Below are 19,588 nucleotides of genomic sequence, written 5' to 3' on the forward strand. Positions count from 1 at the left end.
TGCGGTTGAATGATCGATATGACCACGCTGGACGCCGTCGACCGCGGGCTGATCCACGCGCCATTGAGGGACTTGAAGTCCCTCAATGCGACATTCACGGCTTTGCGGTGGCTCAGCCCAGGCCGTTGAGGCCGATCACCTGGGCGTACCAGTGCGCGCTCCGCTTCGGGGTCCGCTGCTGCGTCTCGTAGTCGACGTGGACCAGGCCGAACCGCTTCGCATACCCCTCGGCCCACTCGAAGTTGTCGAGCAGGGACCAGTAGAAGTACCCGCGCAGGTCGACGCCCGCCTGGATGGCGTCGTGCGCCGCCCGCAGGTGGGAGTCGAGGAACGCCACCCGGTCGGTGTCGACGATGTCGCCGCCGTCGCCGATGACGTCCGGGTAGGCCGCGCCGTTCTCGGTGATGTACAGCGGCACCCGCCGGTAGCCGCGGTGTACCTGCAGCAGCGACTCGGTCAGCCCGGCCGGCTGGACCTCCCAGCCGGAGTCGGTGCGGGGCGCCGCCGGGTCCGGCACGAAGTGCACGTCGCCGGCGCCGACCCACTCCGGGCCCGCCGGCTCGCTGTCCGGCACCGGGCGGCCCGCGACCCGGTAGTCCCGGTAGTAGTTCACGCCGAGCCAGTCGACGGGCGCCGCGATGATCTCCGCGTCGCCGTCCGCCACCACCTCGCCCAGCCCGAACGGCGCCAGGTCGGCGACCAGGTCGTCCGGGTAGCCGCCGCGCAGCACCGGGTCGAGGAACAGCCGGTTCTGCAGGCCGTCGATCCGCCGGGCCGCGGCGACGTCGGAGACGTCGGCCGGGTCGTGCGGGACCACGGGGTACAGGTTCAGCGTGATCCCCGCCGGCGTGCCCGGCGCGTGCCGCCGGATGATGTCCATCGCCAGGCCGTGCCCGAGCAGCAGGTGGTGCGTCGCGGCGACGGCGGCCGGGTGGTCGGTGCGGCCGGGCGCGTGGATGCCGCCCGCGTACCCGAGCATCGCCGCGCACCACGGCTCGTTCAGCGTCGACCAGCTGGCGACGCGGTCGCCGAGCCGGGCCAGCACGGTCTCGGTGTACTCGGCGAACCGGTACGCGGTGTCGCGGTTCGTCCAGCCGCCCTGCTCCTCCAGCGCCTGCGGGAGGTCCCAGTGGTACAGCGTCGCCCACGGCTGGACGCCGGCCTCCAGCAGGCTGTCCACCAGCCGGTCGTAGAAGGCGAGCCCGGCGTCGTTGGGCGCGCCGCCGTCCGGCCGCACCCGGGGCCACGCCAGCGAGAAGCGGTAGGCGCCGAGGCCGAGGCGCCGCATGAGGTCGACGTCCTCGGAGTACCGCCGGTAGTGGTCGGCGGCCGGGTCGCCGGTGTCACCGCCCACGACCGCTCCCGGACGGCGCGCGAAGACGTCCCAGACCGAGTCGGTGCGACCGTCGGCCGTGGTGGCCCCTTCGACCTGGAACGCCGCGGTGGCGGCGCCCCAGACGAAGCCGGGCGGGAACATCAACGCGGTCTCCGCCCGAACGCTGTCGGGATGTACGGACATGTTCACCCTTTCACGGCACCTTGCATGATCCCGGCCACGATCTGGCGGCCGAGGAGGACGAAGACGATGAGGATCGGGATGGTGGCCAGGGTCGTGCCGGCCAGCACCAGCGAATAATCGACGTAATAGCCGCTCTGCAGCTTTTCCAGCGCCACCTGCACGGTCGGGTTACCCGCGTCGAGCACCACCAGCGGCCACAGGAAGTCGTTCCACGACATCATGAACGTGAACATCGCCAGGATCGCCGCGGCCGGGCGCACCGCGGGCAGGCAGACGTTCCAGAAGATCCGGATCATGCTGCAGCCGTCCACGCGCGCCGCCTCGATGAGCTCGTACGGCAAGGCGTCCACGGTGTACTGCCGCATCCAGAACACGCCGAAGGCGGTGACCAGGTTGGGCACGATCACCGCCGTCAGGCTCCCCGCCCAGCCCAGTTCGGACATCGCGATGAACAACGGGATGATGCCCAGCTGGGTGGGCACCGCGAGCGTGATGACGATGAACACGAACAGCTTGTCGCGCCCCCGGAACCGCAGTTTCGCGAAGGCGAACCCGGCCAGCGAGGAGAACAGCACCGTCGTCAGGGTCACCGTCCCGGACACGATGACGCTGTTGGCCAGCGCCTTCCAGAACGGCACCGTGTCGAACACCCGCGCGGCGTTGGCGAAGAAGTTGCCACCGGGCACGAACGGCGGGATGCGCTCGCTGAGCATGCCGTTGTCCCGGCTGGCGACCAGGAACGACCAGTAGAACGGGAACAGCGAACCGAGCACGAAGATCGCCAGCACGACGTAGGTCGCCTTGCGTGGCTTGCCGAGCATGGCCGCGCGCTTGCGCAGTCCACTCTGGAGTGTCGTCATTTCTTCTTCACCACCGGGGTGCGGGCGATCCGGCCGGTGAGGAAGAAGTTCACCAGCGCGATGAGCACGATGATCACGAACAGCACCCAGGCGATCGCCGAGGCGTAGCCGAGGTCGGCGTTCTGGAACGCCGACTGGTAGAGGTACAGCGTCACGGTCTGGAACTGGTTGGTGGAGCCACCGTTGTTGGACCCCGGCTGGGCGTCGAACAGCTTCGGCTCCGTGAAGATCTGCAGGCCGCCGATCGTCGAGGTGATGGTGACGAAGATCAGCGTGGGCTTGAGCAGCGGCAAGGTGACGTTGAAGAACCGCCGCCACATGCCCGCGCCGTCGATCAGCGCCGCCTCGTGCAGCTCCTTGGGGATGGCCTGCATGGCCGCCAGCACGATCAGGGCGTTGTAGCCGGTCCAGCGCCAGTTGACCATGACCGCGATCGCGACGTGGCTGCCGAACCGGCTGGCCTGCCAGTCGACCGGGTCCAGCCCGATGGTCTGCAGCACGCCGTTGATCAGCCCGTACCGCGGGCCGAACAGGTTGGCGAAGATGATGCCGATGGCGACGAGGCTGGCCGCGTACGGCAGCAGGATGCCGACCCGCCAGCCCGTCGCGCCGCGCAACCGGGCGCCGAGCAGTGCCGCCAGCATCACCGCGATGATGATCTGCGGGACGCTGGAAAGCAGGAAGATGCTGATCGTGTTCGTCAGCGCGTTCCAGAACTGCGTGTCGGCGAAGAGCTCCTTGTAGTTGTCGACGCCGATGAAGTCGGGATGGTCGGCCCCGGCCTCCCACTTGAACAACGAGACATACGCGGTGTAGAGCAGCGGGAACAGCCCGACGATCCCGAAGACGATGAAGAACGGCGCGATGTAGAGGTACGGCGAGACCTTGACGTCCCACCGGCTCAACCGGTGACGGAAGGTGGGCCGGGGAGACTCGCGCTCCCCGGCCTTACTCCCTTCTGGCGCGACCTTGTCGAGGACGGTCATCGGTTCAGCGCGTGATCTTCTTCGCGGCGTCGACCAGCTGCTGCCAGGCTTCCGCCGCCGGCTTGCCCTGTTCGACCGCCTGCAGGGCCGGCATGGTCGCGTTCTCCTGGATCTGGCCGTCGCCGGGACCCTTGTACTGCGGCTTCTGCACCTTCTTGGCCTGCTCGGCGAACAGTTCGCCGACCTTCGTGTCGCCGAAGTAGTCGTCGGTCTTGCTCAGCAGCGCGGGGTCCGAGAGGGCCTTGACCTGGCTCGGGAACGTGCCCTTGGCCTGGAACGCCTTGATCTGCTGCTCCGGGGCGGTCAGCCAGGCCGCGAGCTCGGCGGCCTCCCTCGGGTGCTTCGACTGCGTCGGCACGGTCAGGTACGAACCGCCCCAGTTGCCGCCGCCGCCGGGGAAGGCCGCGGTAACGGCCCACTTGCCCGCGTTCTCGGGACCGGCGTGTTCCTTGATGACGCCGAGCATCCAGGCCGGGCACACCTTCGTGGCGAACGCGCCCTGCTTGAAGCCGGTGTTCCACTCGTTGCTGAACGCGGTCAGCTTGGCCGACTCGCCCTTGGCGACCGCGTCGCTGACCTTGGTCCAGGCGTCCTTGATGCCCTGGTTGTTCTCGAGGGCCAGCTTGTCGTCGTTGCCGATGTAGCCCTGGGGAAGCTGGTTGACCATGGCGTTGAAGTTCTGCGCGGCCGAGTCGAACCAGGCCTTGCCGTTGCTCTTCTTCACGAAGTCCGCGCCGGCCGCGAAGTAGCTGTCCCAGGTGGCGAACAGCGACTTGACCTGCTCAGGGTCTTCCGGCAGGCCGGCGGCCTTGAACATGTCCTTGCGGTAGCACATCGCCAGCGGCCCGATGTCGGTGCCGTAGCCGATGAGCTTGCCGTCCTTGGTCTTGGCGGCTTCGTACTTCCAGGGGAGCCAGCGATCGGGGGAGGCGTCGGCCGGCCCGATCTTGCTCAGGTCGTTGAACTTCGAGCCCTTGTCGAGGAAGTCGGACAGGTGGCCCTCTTCGAGTGCCGTCACATCGGCGAGGCCCGAACCGGCGGCCAGCTTGGTGACGAGGTCCTCGTGGAAGGGGCCGCCCTGGCCGGTCTTGCGGTGGGTGATCTTGATGTTGGGGTGCAGCCGCTCGTACTCCGGGATGAGGGCCTCGTAGCCGAACTCGGTGAAGGTCGCCAGCGTCAGGTCGACGTGCTCGTTCGGGTTCGCCGCGGCCGGTGGCTGCTGTTCACCGCCTCCGCTGCAGGCTGTGGCGCTGAGCGCCGTCATCGTGATGCCCAGTGCCAGGACCAGGCCGTTCCGGATCGTTCTCACGTGTCCAACCACCTTGTTGACGGGAATGAGCGCTCTCACTGCTGGGAGCCGATCTGGGAGCGCTCCCAGGTGTGGCAGAGTCTGCTGGGGCCCTTCACCGGTGTCAAGGGGTTGTAACCGGAGCGTTTCCTGCGAGGAGCGCTCCCGGACGCTTCGGGGTGTGAACGTTAAGCTGATGCGGTCCAGGTGGTTGTGGTGAGCGAGGGCGGTGCCGTGGGGCCTCGAGCAGGGGATGAGGAACGCCCGACGTTGGAAGACGTCGCGGCGTTCGCGGGTGTGTCGCGGTCGACGGCGTCGCGGGCCTTGAACGACGACGCGTATGTGAGCGCGGCCGCGCGGGAGAAGGTGCTGGCGGCGGCTCGTGACCTGGGTTATTCCCCCAACCAGGCGGCCCGGTCGCTGGTCACGCGGCGGACCGGGGCGATCGCGGTGGTGCTGTCGGAGCCGGAGGACCGGCTGCTCGACGACCCCTACCGCGCCGCCGTCATGCGGGCCGGCTACCGGGAGCTCGCCGATGTCGGCCGCCAGATGGTGCTGATCTTCAGCGACACCCGCGAGGACCTGAGCCGGACCGTCCGGTTCCTCGAGGGCGGCCACGTCGACGGCGCCCTGGTGTTCGCGCCGCACCGGGCCGACCCGCTGCCCAAGGCGCTGCGCCTGCTCCGCATCCCGGTCGTGTTCGGCGGGCAGGCGGCCGGCATCCGCCGTGGCGTGCACGTCGTCGACTTCGACAACGAGGGCGGCGCCCGGCTGGCGGTGGAGCACCTGGTCGCGGCCGGACGGCGGCGGATCGCCACCGTGGCCGGGCCGCAGGACCAGAGCGCCCCGATCGACCGGCTCGCCGGCTGGCGCAAGACCCTCCTGAACGCCGGCCTCGACCCCGCTGACCTGGTCGAAGAGGCCGACTTCACGCTGTCCGGCGGGGCGAACGCGATGTCCGCGCTGCTGGCCCGCCACCCGGACCTGGACGCGGTGTTCGTCGCCAGCGACATGATGGCGGTGGGCGCGCTGCGCACCCTGGACGCGGCGGGCCGCCGCATCCCGGAGGACGTCGCGGTGGTCAGCTTCGACGACAACGCGACGCTGGCCCCGGCCATGGACCCGCCCCTGACGTCGGTGCACCAGGACCCGCGCGAGCAGATCCACGCGATGGTCGAGACCCTGATGCAGCTGCTCCAGGACCAGAACCTGAAGCCGCGGCAGCAGATCCTGCCGGTCTCCCTGGCGGTCCGCGCCTCCAGCTGACGCCGTGTCGTCCCGTCAGGCACGCGTGCCGGCCTCCTGAAGGCGCGTGCCGGCCCCTGCCGCGCGGACCGGAACGGCGAACTCGCGCGCCTGGAGGGTCGGCTGGCGTGCCTGAGGGTCGGCTCGCGTCATTGAAGCGGATGGCGACTCACACGATCGGGTGCCGGTGGGTGGGAGCCTTCCTATCGAGATGTACGCCTTTGGCCCTAAACGGCGTTTCCTGAGTACTCTGCGTTACCCCTCGGCTGGGCTGAACGGGTGATACACCGACTTTCGGTGACGGCTGTTCAGGAGTGTTCAGTGGACGGGTGTTCGCCGGGTGCGCAGGGATGACCGTTCCGGCCGTGGTGTCCTTCTGACTCGATTCTTTACAGGCACGTTTGCGGCTGGCTACCGTCTGCTTCTGGAAGCGCTCCCAGATCGCTGGCTCCCTACGGACAAAGGAGTTCCGCAGCCATGCGTTCCTCTCCCCGAAAGCGCGCCCGCGCGCTGGCCCTGGCTTCGGCCATGGTCGCGCTCGCGGGCGCGGTGGTTGCCCCACCGCCGGCGTTCGGCGCCGACATTGCCTGTTCGGTCACCTACACCTCCAACGACTGGGACACCGGGTTCACGGCGAACGTCTCGTTGCGCAACGACGGGGCGCCGCTGGACAGCTGGAAGGTCGGCTGGACCTTCCTGGACGGGCAGAAGGTCCAGCAGGGCTGGAGCGCGTCCTTCGCGCAAAGCGGCGCGGTGGTGACCGCGTCGAGTTTGTCTTACAACGGTCATCTGGACTCCGGTGCGAGTACGTCGTTCGGGTTCAATGGTTCGAAGGGTTCGGCGAACCGGCCACCGACGGATTTCTCGGTCAACGGCACGGCGTGCACCGGCGCGAACAAGGCGCCGACGGTCAGTTTGACCGCGCCGTCGTCGACCGACACTTTCTACGCACCGGCCACGATCCCGTTGGCCGCGATGGCCGGGGACCCCGATGGCACGGTGAGCAAGGTCGAGTTCTACGCCGGTGACACGTTGCTGGCCACCGACACGGCCGCACCGTTCGAGGGCAGCTGGGGCAACGTCCCGGCCGGGACGTACTCGGTCACGGCGAAGGCCTACGACAACAAGAACGCGTCGACCACCTCGAACCCGGTCAGCGTGAAGGTGCTCTCCGGACCGACGATCGTCGCCACCCCGGCGACGGCGCAGGTCAAGCAGGGTGGCACGGGCACGTTCGCCGTCAGCCTCGCCGGCGCGCCCACCGCTCCGGTGACCGTCGCCGTCGCCCGGACGGCGGGCAGCACCGACCTGACCGCGAGCCCGGCGAGCCTTACTTTCACCGCGGCGAACTGGAACGTGCCGCAGAACGTCACGGTGACCAGCGCCGACAACGGAGGCGCGCTCGGTAGCGCGACCTTCACCGCGAGCAGCAGCGGCTACACCGCGGCGACGGTGACGGTCAGCGAGATCTCGTCGTCCACTTCGGACTACCAGCTCGCGTTCTTGACGCAGTACAACAAGATCAAGGACCCGAACAGCGGTTACTTCCGCAAGTTCGGGAACATCCTGGTGCCCTATCACTCGATCGAGACGCTGATCGTCGAGGCGCCGGACCACGGACATGAGACGACGTCGGAGGCGTTCAGCTACTACCTGTGGCTGGAAGCGTCCTACGGCCGGATCACCGGCGACTGGACCCCGTTCAACCAGGCGTGGACCTCGATCGAGACGTATGCGATCCCGTCGGCGGCGGACCAGCCGGGCAACTCCGGCTACAACGCGAGCAAGCCGGCGACGTATGCGGCGGAGTACCCGAGCCCGAAGTCCTACCCGTCGCAGTTGCAGTCGGGTGTCTCGGTGGGTGCCGATCCGATCGCGGCGGAGCTCAAGGCGGCTTACGGTTCGCCGGACGTCTACGGCATGCACTGGCTGCTGGACGTGGACAACATCTACAAGTTCGGGCACTGCGAGGACGGCACGAACACCGCGCCGGCGTTCATCAACACCTTCCAGCGCGGCTCGCAGGAGTCGGTCTGGGAGACCGTCACCCAGCCCAGCTGCGACATCCTGAAGTTCGGCGGCAAGAACGGGTACCTGGACCTGTTCACCGGTGACTCTTCCTATGCCAAGCAGTGGAAGTACACCGACGCGCCCGACGCGGACGCCCGTGTCGTGCAGGTGGCCTTCCAGGCCGAGAAGTGGGCGCAGGCGCAGGGCAAGAGCGCTGATGTCGCGGCGGTGCTGAAGAAGGCGTCCAAGATGGGCGACTACCTGCGGTACTCGCTGTTCGACAAGTATTACAAGAAGATCGGCAACTGTGTCGGCCCGTCGACCTGCCCGGCCGGCAGCGGTAAGAACAGTGAGCATTACCTGATTTCGTGGTACTACGCGTGGGGCGGTTCGAAGGACCCGTCGAGCGCGTGGGCGTGGCGGATCGGGGACAGTGCGGCGCACCAGGGTTACCAGAACCCGCTGGCCGCCTACGCGTTGTCGGCCGACGCGGGGTTGAAGGTCACCTCGGCCACCGGTGCGCAGGACTGGGGCACCAGCCTCAACCGGCAGCTGGAGTTCCTGCAGTGGCTGCAGTCCTCCGAAGGCGGTCTCGCCGGTGGTGCGACCAACAGCTGGGACGGCCAGTACGGGACGCCGCCGGCGGCGTCGCCGACGTTCTACGGGATGTATTACGACTGGCAGCCGGTCTGGCACGACCCGCCGAGCAACCAGTGGTTCGGGTTCCAGACCTGGGGCATGGAGCGGATCGCCGAGTACTACCAGGCGACCAAGGATGCCCGGGCGAAGAAGATCCTGGACAAGTGGGTGCCGTGGGCGATCTCGACCACGACGGTCGGGGCCGGTGGGAGTTTCCAGCTTCCGTCGGATCTGACCTGGAGTGGTGCGCCGGACACCTGGAACGCGACCAGCCCGGGTGCGAACACGGGGCTGCACGTGTCGGTGAAGAACTACAGCCAGGACGTGGGTGTCGCGGCTTCGTTGGCCAAGACGCTGCTGTATTACGCGTCGGGGTCGGGCAACGCCCAGGCCAAGACGGTCGGGGAGCAGCTGCTCACCGCGTTGACGGCGAACACCGACAGCAAGGGCATCGCGGTGCCGGAGACCCGGACCGACTACAACCGGTTCGACGACACCTACAACGCCACCACCGACCAGGGGCTGTATGTCCCCTCGGGCTGGACGGGCACGATGCCCAACGGTGACCCGATCAACGCGAACTCGACGTTCCTGTCGATCCGGTCGTTCTACAAGTCGGACCCGCAGTGGCCGAAGGTTCAGGCCTATCTGGACGGTGGCGCCGCACCGACGTTCACCTACCACCGGTTCTGGGCCCAGACGGAGATCGCCACGGCCTTCGCCGCCCACGTGGACCTGTTCGGCTGAGAGGTATCCGATGAAGCGACTGCTCGCACTGGCGGTCGCCGTCCTGACCGGGGGCGCCGTCCTGACGGCGTCCCCGGTCGCCGCGGCCCCGGTGACCATGCGAGCGGTGGCCGGGCTTCGCCGTCGGCGCGACCGCGTGCACCACCTGACCCGCCCACGACCAACACGAAGGAGCACACTCAATGAGGAGTGAATTCTGGTCCGCGAGGAGGAAGTCACGGCTCGCCGTGGCCTCCTCGGTGACGGCCGCGGCCGTCACCGCCGGCCTGGTGGTGATCGGCGGAAGCCCCGCCGGCGCCGCCACGGGCTGCAAAGTGACCTACACCGTCAACCAGTGGGACACCGGGTTCACCGCGAACGTGGCGGTGACCAACTTCGGCGAAGCCATCACGTCGGGCTGGAACGTCGAATGGGACTTCGGCGGCAGCCAGCGGGTGCAGCAGGGGTGGAGCGCCACGTTCAGCCAAAGCGGCAAGCACGTGAGCGCCAAGAACCCGTCGTGGAGCCCGGCGCTCGGGTCGAACGCGACGGCGAACTTCGGCTTCAACGGCTCGTTCTCGGGCACGAACGACATCCCCACTTCGTTCTCGCTCAACGGCGCCCACTGCGACGGCACGCCCCCGACCACGTACACGAGCCCGACCGGGCCGACGACCGTGACGACGTCGACCACCCCGACGACATCGACCACTCCGACGACGGTCACCACGACGCCCCAGCCCGGGACGCACGTGGAGAACCCGTACGCCGGGGCGAAGGGGTATGTGAACCCGGATTGGTCGGCTTTGGTGTCGGCGGCGGCCGCGACCAAGGGTGGTGCGCTGGGCGCGCAGATGGCGAAGGTGGCGAACACGTCGACGGCGGTGTGGCTGGATCGGATCGCGGCGATCGCCGGGACGGCGGACTCGCGTGGTCTGCGTGGGCATTTGGACGCGGCGTTGGCGCAGGCGAGTGGTGGTACGCCGGTGACGATCCAGATCGTCGTCTACGACCTGCCCAACCGCGACTGCGCGGCGTTGGCGTCGAATGGTGAGTTGAAGGCCACCGAGAACGGTCTGGCTCGGTACAAGGCGGAGTACATCGATCCGATCGCGGCGATCATGGCGGATCCGAAGTACGCGCCGTTGCGGATCGTCACGGTTGTCGAGCCGGACTCGATGCCGAACCTGGTGACCAACACCTCGACGCCCAAGTGTGCGGAGGCGCAGTCGACCGGGGTGTACGTGCAGGGTATCCAGTACGCGCTGAACAAGCTGCACGCGATCTCGAATGTCTACAACTATCTGGACATCGCGCATTCGGCGTGGCTGGGCTGGGACAGCAACTTCGGTCCGTTCGTCAACCAGGTCAAGCAGCTGTTGCAGGGCACGACGGCCGGGGTGAACAGCATCGACGGGTTCATCAGTTCCACGGCCAACTACACGCCGGTGACTGAGCCGTACCTGCCGGACTCGGGTCTCAACGTGGGTGGCCAGCCGTTGCGGTCGGCGAAGTTCTACCAGTGGAACCCGTATTTCGATGAGTCGAAGTTCGGCACGGCGATGTACAACGCGTTCGTGTCGGCGGGTCTGCCGAGTGGCATCGGCATGCTGATCGACACCTCGCGCAACGGCTGGGGCGGGGCGGCTCGGCCGAGCGGGGCTTCGGGGTCCACGGTGGACGCCTACGTCAACTCGGGGCGGATCGACCGGCGGTTGCACCGGGGTAACTGGTGTAACCAGAGCGGGGCCGGGTTGGGGTTGCGGCCGACGGTGAGTCCGGCGCCGCATTTCGACGCCTATGTGTGGATCAAGCCGCCGGGTGAGTCGGACGGGGCGAGCCAGCAGATCCCGAACGACGAGGGTAAGGGCGCCGACCCGATGTGTGACCCGACCTTCCATGGCAGTGAGCAGGCCAACGGCGGCAACCTGACCGGTGCGCTGCCGAACGCGCCGCTGTCGGGTAAGTGGTTCCAGGCCCAGTTCGAGCAGCTGGTCCAGAACGCCTACCCGCCGGTGCAGTAGTACGTCCCGGGCCGGGCGGTGCCGCGCAGCCGCCGCCCGGCCCGGGCTCCACCCCTCGCGCGGAAAGGAAGTTTCCCGCGGACCCGGCCGACCGGCCTGGGTCACAGGTCCTTGCGGAAGCTGAGCCGGTCCAGGCCCGGCCCGTCGTAGTCGGGCTGGACCGGCAGTCCTTCGAACTCCTTCGACCCTGGTTCGGTGACGAACCCCATCCGGGTGTGGAACGCGTGCGAACCCTTGTTCACCGGCGACGTGATCGCCCGTACCACCGAGCGCCCGTGCGCCCGGCTGTAGGCGAAGAAGCGCTCGTACAGCGCGGCGCCGAGGCCTCGGCCGCGCTCGGCCGGATCGACCCCGACGAAGTGGATGTAGCTCTCGGCCGGCCGGGACGGCGAGAGGAAACCGATCAGAAACGCGACGATCCGCTCGTCCGAGGCGACCAGGAGACTGCTGTCGCCGAAGTGCTGGAACATCAGCTTCGGCAGCAGGAGGGCTCGCTGGCGGGAACCCTCCTCGCCACCGAGGCCGCCCCACCAGGTGTCCAGGACGGCGAGCACGGGCAAGTGGTCTTCGGGACCGGGACGGCGGAGTTCGTGGTGCTGCCAGGGCTTGGGCAGGGGAGCGGTCACACCGGGCACCCTGCCCGTCGCGGAAACTCCGCGCGAGCGGGTTTCGCCCGCCGCGACGGCATGAACGGCTCGTTCGTGTCGTGGGACGCCAGGAAAGAGTCGTTCAGGACGACGGCATCGGCCCAGGCGTCACGGCACCACTCGGCGTACCCCGGTCAGCACCTGCTGCCAGGCCGCGGCCGGGTCGGCGCCCTGCTCCACGGACTTCAGCGCGGGCGCGATCACCGCCTCCTGGATCTTGCCGTCGCCCGGCCCCTTGTACTGGGGCTTGCCGACCTTGCGGGCCTGCGCCACGAAGACCTGCCCGCTCAGCGCCCCGCCGAAGTAGCTGTTCATCTCGCTGAGCAGGTCGGGGGAGGCGAAGGCCTCGACCTGGCTCGGGAAGTTCCCGCTCACCCGGAACGCGTGCAGCTGCTGCTCCGGCGCGGTCAGCCAGGCGGCGAGCGCGGCGGCCTCCTTCTGGTGCTCGCTCGTGGCCGGCACGGTGAGGTAGGAGCCGCCCCAGTTGCCGCCGCCGTCCGGGAACGCGTCGGTGATCGCCCACTTGCCCGCATTGCCGACGCCGGCCTGCTGCTCGATGGCGCCGAGCATCCACGACGGGCAGACCTTCGTCGCGAAGGCGCCCTGGCGCAGCCCGTTGTTGCCGTCGTCTTCGAACGCGGTGAGCCCGGCCGACTGCCCCTGCGCGACGGCGGTGGTGACCTGGTCCCAGGCGGCCCGGAGCGCGGAGTTCGTCTCGAGCGTCGGGCGGTCCTCCCGGTCCAGGTAGCCGACCGGCAGCTGGTTGACCATGGCGTTGAAGTTCTGCGCCGCGGAGTCGAACCACGCCTTCCCGTGCGAGCGTTTGACGTACCGCTCGCCCGCCCGGAAGTAGCTGTCCCAGGTCGCGAACATCGTCTTCACCGAGCCGGGGTCGGTGGGCAGCCCGGCCGTTTCGAGCAGGTCCTTGCGGTAGCACATGGCCAGCGGCCCGATGTCCGTGCCGTAGCCGACGAGCTTGCCGTCCTTGCTGCGGCCGGCTTCGTACTTCCACTCCAGCCACCGGCCGGGTTTGACGTCGGCGGGCCCGACCTTGGCCAGGTCGGCGAACTTCGCGGACTGCGCGAGCACGTCGGCGAGGTGGCCCTCCTCGACGGCCTGGACGTCGGCGAGGCCCTGGCCGCTCTGCAGCTTGGCCAGCAGGTCCTGGTGGTACGGGCCGCCCTGCTCGGTGCGGACCTGGTTGATGGTGAGCCCGGGGTGGGTGAACTGGTAGCCGGGGAGGAGGTCGGAGTAGCCGAACTGCCCGAACGTCGCCACGGTGAGCGTGATCTTCTCCGGCGTACCGGGACCGCACCCGCAGGTCAGGACGAGCAGGACGAAAGCGGCGGCGAAGGCCAGGCGTCTTCGGATCTGCCTCATGTGCGCGTACTCCCCGTTCGCGACTCGCCCCCCGCCGGCATTGGTTGGGAGCGCTCCCGGCTGGAGTCTCGATCCCGGGTGCGAGAGGTGTCAAGGTGTGCGACGGCGGGTGTCCGGCCGGACACGGTCCGGCGTCGTCCCCGGTGCGGCGAAGGGGTGCGATGAAGCGTCCGACGATCACCGACATCGCGCGGGAGGCCGGCGTGTCCAAGGGCGCGGTCTCCTACGCGCTCAACGGCCGGCCCGGTGTTTCGGAGGCGACCCGGCGGCGGATCACCGAGATCGCCCGGGACCTCGGCTGGGCGCCGAGCAGCACGGCGCGGGCGCTGTCCGGTGGGCGGGCCGGGGCGATCGGCCTGGTGCTCGACCGGCCGCCGGACGTCCTCGGCGTCGAGCCGTTCCTCACCGCTCTGCTCGCCGGGATCGGTCCGGCGTCACTGCTGCTGCAGGTCGTGCCCGATCTCGACGCCGAGCTGGCGGCCTACCGCCGCTGGCGCGGCGAGCGGAAGGTCGACGGCGTGCTGCTCGCGGGGCCGGGGCACGCCGGGGACCGGATCGGCGAGCTCACCCGGATCGGCCTGCCGGCGGTGGCGCTCGGCGGGCCGCCCGGCCACCCGGGCGTCCCCGCGGTGTGGGTGGACGACGCGGCCGCGGCCGGCGATGTCCTCGGGTACCTCGCCGCGCTCGGGCACCGCCGCGTGGTCCGGATCGCCGGCCCGGCGGTGTTCGCGCACCCGCGGTCCCGCGCGGAGGCGTTCGCCGTCGCGGCGGACCGGCTGGGCCTGGCCGTCGCGCGCACCGTCCACACCGGCCACTCGGGTGAGGCCGGGCCCGGCGCGATCCAGCGGGTGCTGGTCCAGCCACGGCCGCCGACGGCCCTGCTGTGCGACACCGACGTGCTCGCGGTGGCCGCGCTGGTCGCCGCCCGCGAAGCCGGCCTGGCGGTGCCGGGCGACCTCTCGGTGGTGTCGTGGGACGACTCACCGCTCTGCCGCCTGGTCCGCCCGGCCCTCTCCGCGGTCCGGCGTCCGCTGGCGGAGCTCGGCGGGCTGGCGGCGTCGGTGCTGGCGGAGCTGCTGGCGGGCGGCCAGGCCGGTGACGTCTGTGCTTCGCGCCCGGCTCTGGTGACGCGCGGCAGTACCGGCCCGGCCCGGCCGTGAGGGCCACATCGAGGGCGTCACGTCCCTCGATGTGGCCCGCGCCTGATGGTCCACAAGGGACGATCAGGTGCCTTGGCAGGTCAGCGTCGGCTGGGCCGGGTTGCTCCCCGCGGCGTTGACGACCAGCCCGAAGGTGGTCCGGCCGTCCGGGGCGACCGCGCCGTTCCAGTTGGCGTTCCGGACGGTGACCACCGAGCCGGACTGGCTCAGCGTGCCGTCCCAGACGCTGCCGACCGTCTGGCCCGCCGGCAGCGTCCAGCCCGCCTGCCAGCCGCGGTACGCCGAGGTGCCGTGGTTCATCACCGTCACCTTGGCCTGGTAGCCGCCGTTCCAGGCGTTGGTGATCTCGTACATCGCCATGCACGAGCCGTCCGGGGTCGTGGGACTGGTGGGCGTCGTCGGCGTGGTCGTCGGGGTGCCCGGGTCGTGCACGCCGGTGACCTCGCCGTGCCCGCCGTCGAAGGTGACGTCCGAGCAGCCGTAGAACGTCTCCGCGCTGTCCGAGCGCTTCCACACCGAGTAGATGATGTGCCGGCCGGACTTGTTCGACGGCAGCGCGCCGCTCCACTTGTACTGGCCCTCCACCGTGCCCACCTGGCCGGTCACCGGCGGGTGGTCCACCGTCAGGAACGGCTGGTTCTCCAGGGAGTCCCAGGTCAGCGGCTGGTTGGGGTTCCAGCCGTCCTTCGTCACGTAGGTGTAGAACCAGCCCGGGTGCGCGGCCCACGCGTTGTAGGAGAAGTCGAAGGCCGCCCCGGCGCTTAGGTGGGTCAGCGGCCAGTCGCCGACCTGGTCGTAGCCGGCGTAGCCCGGGTTCCCGCCGGAGCACAGCTTCCCGTCCGGGATGAAGCCCCGCGTGCGCCCGGCGCCGTCGGACCGCAGCACCCCGAACCAGTTGTACAGCGAGTTGGCGCCACTGGTGGCGACGGCGGCCGAGCAGGCCGGGTTCTGCGGGACGATCTGGCCGGTCGAACTGAGCCCGTCCTTCCAGCACAAGAAGGTCCGGCTGCCGGGTTTCATCAAGGCGCCGTGCGCCTCGGCCGTGCCGGTGTTCAGCAGAATGGCGGTCAAGCTCGCCAGCAGCACGGTGACGGCGGCGAGGATCGTACTTCGTCTCCTGGTCACGACAGTCCCTTCGTTGGGTAGCGTGCGCGAAGACTGGGAGCGCTCTCATGGTCAGGATACGCGGCGGCGGTCACTTCCGGAACATCCCGCGGGAGCCGTCGCGGGGACCTTGGCCTACCTTGGCGAGGGCAGCCGATCACCGGCCTGACCGTGGCGAAGGGCAGAGAGTGGACAGTCCGTCTTCGGTTCCCGCGTGGGTGCGCGCCGAACCCGCCCGGCTGCTCGGGTTCGCCGCCCACGCGGCGCATCCCGGCGGCGGGTTCGCCTGGCTCGACGACGCGGGGCGCCCGGTGCTCGACCGGCCGGTCGAGACCTGGATCACCTGCCGGATGACGCACGTCTTCGCGCTGGCTTCGCTGCAGGGAGTGGCCGGGGCGGCGGACCGCGTCGCGCACGGCGTCGCGGCATTGACCGGGCTCCTGCGCGACCCGGAGCACGGCGGCTGGTACGCCACGACGGAGCTGACCGAAAAGCGCGCGTACGAGCACGCCTTCGTCGTGCTGGCGGCCGCGAGCGCGGTGGCCGCCGGCGCCGCGGGCGCGGAACCGCTGCTGGCCGAAGCCCTCGAAACCGTCGAACGCCGGTTCTGGGAACCGGGGCCGGGGCTCGTCGCCGACGTCTGGGACCGCGGCTGGACGCGGCTCGAGGACTACCGCGGCGCGAACGCCAACATGCACACCGTCGAGGCGTTCCTGGCCGCCGCCGACGTCACCGGCGACCCGGTGTGGGCGACGCGCGCGCTGTCCATTCTGGACCGCCTGGTGCACGGCGAAGCCCGCGCGCACGGCTGGCGGCTGCCGGAGCACTACGACGCGGACTGGCGGGTGCGCCCGGAGTTCAACCGGGACGAGCCCGCCCACCCCTTCCGGCCGTTCGGCGCGACCATCGGGCACCTCTTCGAGTGGGCGCGGCTGGCCGTGCACCTCAAGCGCGCGCTCGGGGACGGCGCGCCGGCGTGGCTGGTGCCCGACGCGGCCGCGCTGTTCGCGACCGCGGTGCGGGACGGCTGGGCCGTCGACGGCGCCCCGGGATTCGTCTACACCACCGACTTCGCCGGGGTGCCGGTCGTGCGGAACCGGCTGCACTGGGTCGTGACGGAGGCGATCGCCGCCGCGTGGACGCTGCACCAGGAGACGGGCGATCCGGCGTACCTCGGCCGGTTCCGGGACTGGTGCGACCACGCCGACGCCTGCTTCGTCGACCGTGAAGCCGGGTCGTGGCATCACGAACTCGACCCCGGGAACCGCCCCGCCGCGACGGTCTGGGCCGGGAAACCGGACATCTACCACGCGTACCAGGCGACGCTGCTGCCCACGCTGCCACCCGCGGCGTCGTTCGCCGGCGCGCTCGCGCCGCGCGGTTAAGGTGGCCGGAGCCGTCCCCATCCGACAAGGAGAACCATGTCGCCTTTCGTCGCCGCCGGAGACCGCTACACGGACATGCCGTACCGGCGGGCCGGGCGCAGCGGGCTGAAGCTGCCCGCCGTGTCGCTCGGGCTGTGGCACAACTTCGGGGACGACAAGCCCCTGGAAGTCCAGCGCGCGGTGCTGCGCCGGGCGTTCGACCTCGGGGTGACGCACTTCGACCTGGCCAACAACTACGGCCCGCCGCCCGGCGCGGCCGAGGCGAACTTCGGACGGCACTTCGCCGCCGACTTCCGCCCCTACCGCGACGAGATCCTGGTGTCGTCCAAGGCGGGCTACCTGATGTGGGACGGCCCGTACGGCGAATGGGGCTCCCGCAAGAACCTCCTGGCGAGCCTGGACCAGAGCCTCGCCCGCACCGGGCTGGACCACTTCGACGTCTTCTACTCGCACCGCCCGGACCCGGAGACGCCGATCGAGGAGACCATGGGCGCCCTCGACACGGCGGTCCGATCGGGGAAAGCGCTCTACGCGGGCATCTCGAACTATTCGCCGGAGCAGACGGAAGCCGCGCTGCGGGCGCTGCGGGACCTCGGCACGCCGCTGCTGATCCACCAGCCGTCGTACTCGATCCTCAACCGCTGGGTCGAGGACGGCCTGCTCGACACCCTCGACGAGCACGGCGTCGGCTCGATCGCGTACTCGCCGCTGAGCCAGGGCCTGCTGACCGACCGCTACCTCGACGGCATCCCGGACGGCTCACGGGCGGCCGGCGCCAGCCCGTTCCTCACCCGCGACCGGGTCACCGAGGAGACGCTGACGACGATCCGGGCGCTCGACGACGTCGCCAAGCGCCGTGGCCAGTCCCTGGCCCAGCTCGCCATCGCCTGGGTGCTGCGCCGCGGCCGCGTCACCTCGGCGCTGATCGGGGCCAGCAGCGTCGCGCAGCTCGAGAACACCGTGGCCGCCACCGCGAACCTCGGGTTCACCGACGACGAGCTGGCCGAGATCGACCGGATCGTCAGCCCCTAGTTGACGGTCGGCACAGCGCAGGCGGTGCCGTTCAGCGTGAACGCCGTCGGCGCCGGGTTCGAGCCGGTGAACGTCCCGTTGAACCCGGTGACGGCGGACGCGCCCGGCGCGAGGTCGGCCTGCCACGACGGCGCGTCGACGGTGACGTGCGCCCCGGACTGCGTCCACGTGCCGCTCCAGCCCTGGGCGACGCGCTGGCCCGCGGCGTAGTCCCACTGCCGCAGCGGCGTGGTCGCGGCCGCGGCGGGCGCGGTGAGCACGGCGGCGGCCAGTACGGCCGCCGTCAGCGCCTTCGTCAGCATCCGATCCGCCCGGTGCCCAGTGCCACGTCGTCGAACCACAGCGTGTCGGCGTCGCCGGCGTAGCTCTCCCAGCCCAGCCGCAGGTCGGTCACCGCCGGGTGCCAGGCCCGGCCGAGCCACTGCTGGTCGATGTCGGGGGTCGGGACGCCGTCGACGACGAGCCCGGGCACCTCCGCGGAGCCGAGCCACGTCCGCAGCTGCCCGGCGGCGCCGTCGAGCCGGAACTCGAAGCAGGACCAGGTGCCGGTCGGCAGCGGGACGCTCTGGGCGACCCCGGCCGGGCTCTGCGCGGGCAGGGTCGCGTCGTCGGACTCGCGGTTCCATTGCAGGGCCCGGTTCTGCCCGCCGGCGCGCAGGTCGCGGCCACCGTCGGCGGTGTCGCGCATCGCCATGAACGCGACGTGCCCGGCGGGCAGCGGAGTGGTGTGCCGGACCCAGAACCGGCCGAAGAGCACGCCGGAGCCGACGTCGGCGAGGCTGGTGCCGAGGAACGCGTGGTTGCAGTAGCCGCCCTGGCCGGCGACCTTCACCGAGCGGGTGCCCGAGTGCGCGACCGTGCTGTCGACGGTGACGGTGCCGGTGCCGGTGCAGTTGGCGGCGCCGACGGTCCAGCGGCCGGCCGGGACGCTGCCGGTCTGCTGCTCGAAGTCGTCGCAGATCTTCGTCCCGGTGCATCCGGTGGGCGGCGGCCCGGAGGTCGTCGTGGTCGGGGGAGTCGTGGTGGTGGTCGGGGGCGTGGTGGTCGGGGGAGTGGTGTCGCCGCAGGAGACGCCGTTGAGCGCGAAGTCCGTGGGCTCGGGGTTGGTCCCGCTGTAAGTGCCCTGGAGGCCGAACGAGACGGAACCGCCGGCGGGCAGGGCGGCGTTGTAGGGCAGGCTTTCCGCGGTCACCGCGGTCCCGGACTGGCGGACGGTGGCGTTCCAGGCCGAGGTGACCGACTGGGTGCCGGCGTAGTGCCAGGTGAGCTTCCAGGACGACAGCGCGGTGGCGCCGTTGGTCACGGTGATCTCGGCGGTGTACCCGGTCTGCCACTGGTTGACGTGGTAGCCGACCGAGCAGGCCGGCGCGGCGGCGGCCGGGCCGGCGACGACGACCGCGGTGGTGCCCGCCGCGGCGAGGCAGAGTGCGGCGAGGGCGGCGGCGAACCTGTTCATCGGGTCCTCCCAGGGCGCGGACAGGGGCGCCGTGGCCTGAGCCACGGCGCCCCTGGGTGGTGGCCGCGTTCTGGTGAGGCGACCTGGCATGGGAGCGCTTCCAGCCGTCGAGAAGGTAACCCTCGCA

At 70.2% G+C, this 19,588-nt stretch carries 16 protein-coding genes; 7 read left to right on the plus strand and 9 right to left on the minus strand.

Features of this window, described 5'->3' with window-relative positions:
- Positions 1-112: 112 nt before the first annotated feature.
- Genes AB0M82_RS43145 through AB0M82_RS43160 form a run of 4 tightly spaced genes read right to left on the minus strand, consistent with a single transcriptional unit; the run spans position 113 to position 4,674 of the window.
- A complete protein-coding gene (locus AB0M82_RS43145) occupies positions 113-1,525 on the minus strand; it encodes a GH1 family beta-glucosidase (protein WP_364735155.1) in 1,413 nt (470 codons plus the stop codon).
- Positions 1,522-2,379, minus strand: a complete 858-nt coding sequence (locus AB0M82_RS43150) for a carbohydrate ABC transporter permease (protein WP_364735156.1) — start codon at positions 2,377-2,379, stop codon at positions 1,522-1,524. The genes AB0M82_RS43145 and AB0M82_RS43150 overlap by 4 nt, the downstream gene beginning before the upstream one ends.
- The gene (locus tag AB0M82_RS43155) at positions 2,376-3,365 is read right to left on the minus strand and encodes a sugar ABC transporter permease (protein WP_364735157.1); all 990 of its coding nucleotides are present in this window, start codon (positions 3,363-3,365) and stop codon (positions 2,376-2,378) included. Before AB0M82_RS43155 ends, AB0M82_RS43150 begins: the two co-directional genes overlap by 4 nt.
- Positions 3,366-3,369: 4 nt before the next feature.
- Complete coding sequence (locus tag AB0M82_RS43160; protein WP_364735158.1) at positions 3,370-4,674, minus strand: extracellular solute-binding protein; 1,305 nt, start codon at positions 4,672-4,674, stop codon at positions 3,370-3,372.
- A gap of 249 nt (positions 4,675-4,923) precedes the next feature.
- On the opposite strand from AB0M82_RS43160, the gene AB0M82_RS43165 reads away from it, so the two are divergent.
- The 4 genes from AB0M82_RS43165 to AB0M82_RS43180 all read left to right on the plus strand — a co-directional run bounded on the left by AB0M82_RS43165 (position 4,924) and on the right by AB0M82_RS43180 (position 11,297).
- On the plus strand, positions 4,924-5,919 hold the full coding sequence (locus AB0M82_RS43165) for a LacI family DNA-binding transcriptional regulator (protein ID WP_364735159.1): 996 nt from the start codon (positions 4,924-4,926) through the stop codon (positions 5,917-5,919).
- 456 nt (positions 5,920-6,375) lie between these two features.
- Positions 6,376-9,294: a glycoside hydrolase family 48 protein gene (locus AB0M82_RS43170; protein WP_364735160.1), complete on the plus strand. Its 2,919-nt coding sequence runs from the start codon at positions 6,376-6,378 to the stop codon at positions 9,292-9,294.
- Positions 9,295-9,304: 10 nt separating this feature from the next.
- Positions 9,305-9,487 carry a hypothetical protein gene (locus AB0M82_RS43175; RefSeq protein ID WP_364735161.1) on the plus strand — a complete coding sequence of 61 codons (183 nt, stop codon included), beginning with the start codon at positions 9,305-9,307 and terminating at the stop codon, positions 9,485-9,487.
- On the plus strand, positions 9,477-11,297 hold the full coding sequence (locus AB0M82_RS43180) for a glycoside hydrolase family 6 protein (protein ID WP_364735162.1): 1,821 nt from the start codon (positions 9,477-9,479) through the stop codon (positions 11,295-11,297). The genes AB0M82_RS43175 and AB0M82_RS43180 overlap by 11 nt, the downstream gene beginning before the upstream one ends.
- 101 nt (positions 11,298-11,398) lie before the next feature.
- Here AB0M82_RS43180 and AB0M82_RS43185 read toward each other — a convergent pair whose 3' ends face one another.
- Together AB0M82_RS43185 and AB0M82_RS43190 are read right to left on the minus strand one after the other, a co-directional pair.
- Positions 11,399-11,923 (minus strand): GNAT family N-acetyltransferase, encoded by a 525-nt coding sequence (locus AB0M82_RS43185; RefSeq protein ID WP_364735163.1) that lies wholly within the window; start codon positions 11,921-11,923, stop codon positions 11,399-11,401.
- Positions 11,924-12,052: 129 nt separating this feature from the next.
- Positions 12,053-13,324 (minus strand): ABC transporter substrate-binding protein, encoded by a 1,272-nt coding sequence (locus AB0M82_RS43190; RefSeq protein ID WP_364735164.1) that lies wholly within the window; start codon positions 13,322-13,324, stop codon positions 12,053-12,055.
- 161 nt (positions 13,325-13,485) lie between these two features.
- On the opposite strand from AB0M82_RS43190, the gene AB0M82_RS43195 reads away from it, so the two are divergent.
- Positions 13,486-14,484 (plus strand): LacI family DNA-binding transcriptional regulator, encoded by a 999-nt coding sequence (locus AB0M82_RS43195; RefSeq protein WP_364735165.1) that lies wholly within the window; start codon positions 13,486-13,488, stop codon positions 14,482-14,484.
- A gap of 63 nt (positions 14,485-14,547) precedes the next feature.
- Here AB0M82_RS43195 and AB0M82_RS43200 read toward each other — a convergent pair whose 3' ends face one another.
- A complete protein-coding gene (locus AB0M82_RS43200; protein ID WP_364735166.1) occupies positions 14,548-15,609 on the minus strand; it encodes a lytic polysaccharide monooxygenase in 1,062 nt (353 codons plus the stop codon).
- A gap of 167 nt (positions 15,610-15,776) precedes the next feature.
- Between AB0M82_RS43200 and AB0M82_RS43205 the strand changes: the two genes are divergently transcribed.
- Both AB0M82_RS43205 and mgrA read left to right on the plus strand, forming a co-directional pair.
- Positions 15,777-16,973, plus strand: coding sequence for an AGE family epimerase/isomerase (locus AB0M82_RS43205; protein WP_364735167.1), 1,197 nt, complete (start codon positions 15,777-15,779; stop codon positions 16,971-16,973).
- A 36-nt stretch (positions 16,974-17,009) separates the two neighbouring features.
- Positions 17,010-18,005, plus strand: a complete 996-nt coding sequence (gene mgrA, locus AB0M82_RS43210) for an L-glyceraldehyde 3-phosphate reductase (protein WP_364735168.1) — start codon at positions 17,010-17,012, stop codon at positions 18,003-18,005.
- On the opposite strand, the gene AB0M82_RS43215 is transcribed toward mgrA, so the two are convergent.
- Both AB0M82_RS43215 and AB0M82_RS43220 read right to left on the minus strand, forming a co-directional pair.
- On the minus strand, positions 18,002-18,307 hold the full coding sequence (locus tag AB0M82_RS43215; protein WP_364735170.1) for a cellulose binding domain-containing protein: 306 nt from the start codon (positions 18,305-18,307) through the stop codon (positions 18,002-18,004). The genes mgrA and AB0M82_RS43215 overlap by 4 nt on opposite strands.
- Positions 18,301-19,461 (minus strand): cellulose-binding domain-containing protein, encoded by a 1,161-nt coding sequence (locus AB0M82_RS43220; protein WP_364735172.1) that lies wholly within the window; start codon positions 19,459-19,461, stop codon positions 18,301-18,303. The genes AB0M82_RS43215 and AB0M82_RS43220 overlap by 7 nt, the downstream gene beginning before the upstream one ends.
- Positions 19,462-19,588 lie beyond the last annotated feature (127 nt).

Origin of the sequence: Amycolatopsis sp. NPDC051128, assembly GCF_040682715.1 — a bacterium.
In the GTDB taxonomy this organism is placed as follows: Bacteria; Actinomycetota; Actinomycetes; order Mycobacteriales; family Pseudonocardiaceae; genus Amycolatopsis.